We start from the raw sequence: 2,457 nt of genomic DNA, 5'->3' as shown, positions 1-2,457 counted from the left end.
AATCATAATTAAATGGAATATTTTCTTTAACATAATTTCTAGCGCTTCTGCGGCCGTCAGTATTAAATATTTCTATAAATTTCATATAATCTAAATCTTTATGATCATGTTTTCTCTTCATTAGGAAGTTCCTCCTTATCATTTACCCTTTACTCTATAACTATCACCTGTTATACTTATTAAGTGACAGTGATGAATTAATCTATCTAGAATTGCTGTTGCAGCAAGTTTACTTGAAAAGATTTTATCCCAATTACCTAGTGGTACATTGGTAGTTATGATTAGAGAGCCTTTTTCGTATCGTTGGCGGATGATTTGAAAAAATATGCTCTCTTTTTCTTTGTCCATTTGGAAATGACCCAACTCATCAATTATTAAAACTTCTATCTTTCTAATTGCTTTGAATGTAGAATCTAAAGTGCCATTCATATAACTTTTATAAAGCTTATCTATGAATTCTTGTGCAGTTGTAAAAAGAACTTTAAATCCTTTCTTACAAGCTAATACTCCAAGGCTTATCCCAATATGACTTTTACCAACACCAGGAGGACCTATCAATATTACGTTCTCTTTATTTTCAATAAAGGAAAGGGTTTCTAAATCTCTAATTTTTGATTCATTTATTTTCTCTGGGAAAGAAAAATCAAATCCATCTAAAGTTTTAATTCCTTCGAACCTTGCTGCTTTTATATTTTTTTCAACATTTCTTTCTCTTTTACCTTCCGCCTCTATTTCTAGAAGTCTCACTAGAAATTCTCTATGTCCAATATTATTTTCGATAGCGTATGCTATTTCACTTTCATAATTTGTTTGGATGTCAATCAATTTAAATTGTTTTAAGAGTCTAGTGATATGGTCTGGTGATGTGTTAATAATACCTTTCATACCTAAAATTGACCCTCCTCGTAGTAAGATAATTCACGGCTAGTTTCACTAAGCGTCAAAAGTTCGTCCTTTATAGAAATCCCTTTTACTATATCTAAATATTTAGTCTTTAAAATATTCTTTATATCATTTATGTTATATATATTCTCTTCAATACAATAGCGAAGAAGTAGCTCTAAAGAGTCATTATCATAAAGTTCCTTAAGCTTAATTATTTTACGCAAGTGATAACTAGGTTGATTTAGGTGAGCAATGCAGTTTTTATAGAATAGACTTCCACTAGGAAAGGTACTTTCGAATTGCCTAACAATTTCCGGAATAGATTTTGGAGCCATATTATTTAATTCCCCATAATGATCATCTACGGTAACCATCTTACCTTTTTGCGTAATGATTTCGTGAGTTGCAATTATATCTAAGGCTGAGTTATATACTTCCAATTTATAGCCTAAGGTTATTCTAAAAACCACCTTTTTCCCAACATACTCAATCGGCACGCTGTATTTTACAGCGTCAACGGATATAAATGAATCTAAACTTACTTTTCTTTCTTTCAAATCAGTTATTATAAAAGGCTTGTCTTTAACAGGCGCTAAATAAGGCATTTCTTCTGTAAAATATTCATTAGTGATACGTAAAGTTGTACCATGTTTTAGGTTGTTAGCATCCTCTATAAATGCTTCAGCAGCTCTATTGAGGTGAGTCATAGAGTCAAATTTATTACCTTTCACAAACTGTTCTTCTATGTACTGAAAAGGCTTTTCAATCTTACCTTTGGTCCTTGGTCTGTAAGGATTACAGGCATTCAATGAAATTCCTAAGTGCTGAGCTAATCTCAAGGCGTTAATATTAAAATTTACTTCTTCTTCTGGATTATTTGATACAACCAAAGCCTTAGGATTGTCTATCAATAACTCTTTAGTAACACCACCGATTTTCTTAAATAATAAATATATAGATTCGTAAATGGCTTCGCCGTCGCAAGACTTTGCAAATATAATAGCTTTCTTTCTAGATGCTGCAAGAATTAATGAATAGCAGTAGACTTTTATTTTTTCTCCTCCCACCCACATTAAATATTCAGACCAATCAAACTGAGCTTGATCTCCCAATGGCGTTTCGATGCGCTTTGTTGCCTTAAGCGAAAGGTTCCTTTTTTCTTCTTTTAGACTATTTAAATATCTATATAAAGGAGATATGCTACCGTTATAACCTAATCGTTTAAGTTCTCTGAATATCCTAGTCCCTATAAAGTTATACTCTGGTTCCAAATACCACCTTTTAATATCTTCATGGAAATGATCGATTTTAGTTGAGTATTTACGCTTTTTGTATTTAGGTTCTTCGTCGAGTTTTATTAATCTTTTGACAGTATTTCTTGAAACTTTTAACTCTTTAGCAATTTGTCGTATTGGAACACCTCTTTCATACATCCTTTTTATTGTTATCCAATCTTTCACATCTTTCACCTTTATTCCTCCTAATCTCTTCTAAAAGATTAGGATAATTTATTGACTTTGGTGGGTCAAGTTTACTTGCAAGATGTGGGTCAGTTTTAAGTATAAATCAATA

Annotated in this window: 2 protein-coding genes; both read right to left on the bottom strand. The window is 31.7% G+C overall.

The features are described 5' to 3' along the window. Positions 1-138: 138 nt before the first annotated feature. On the bottom strand, positions 139-885 hold the full coding sequence (gene istB / locus GXK57_RS26120; protein ID WP_160680937.1) for an IS21-like element helper ATPase IstB: 747 nt from the start codon (positions 883-885) through the stop codon (positions 139-141). Between the two features lie 2 nt (positions 886-887). Then, a complete protein-coding gene (gene istA, locus GXK57_RS26115) occupies positions 888-2,354 on the bottom strand; it encodes an IS21 family transposase (RefSeq protein ID WP_160680936.1) in 1,467 nt (488 codons plus the stop codon). Positions 2,355-2,457 lie beyond the last annotated feature (103 nt).

This window comes from Clostridium sp. C8-1-8, from assembly GCF_009928445.1.
In the GTDB taxonomy this organism is placed as follows: domain Bacteria; phylum Bacillota; class Clostridia; order Clostridiales; family Clostridiaceae; genus Clostridium_AR.
The sequence above is the reverse complement of the archived record's forward strand: the minus strand, read 5'-3'. Positions and strand labels throughout refer to the sequence as shown.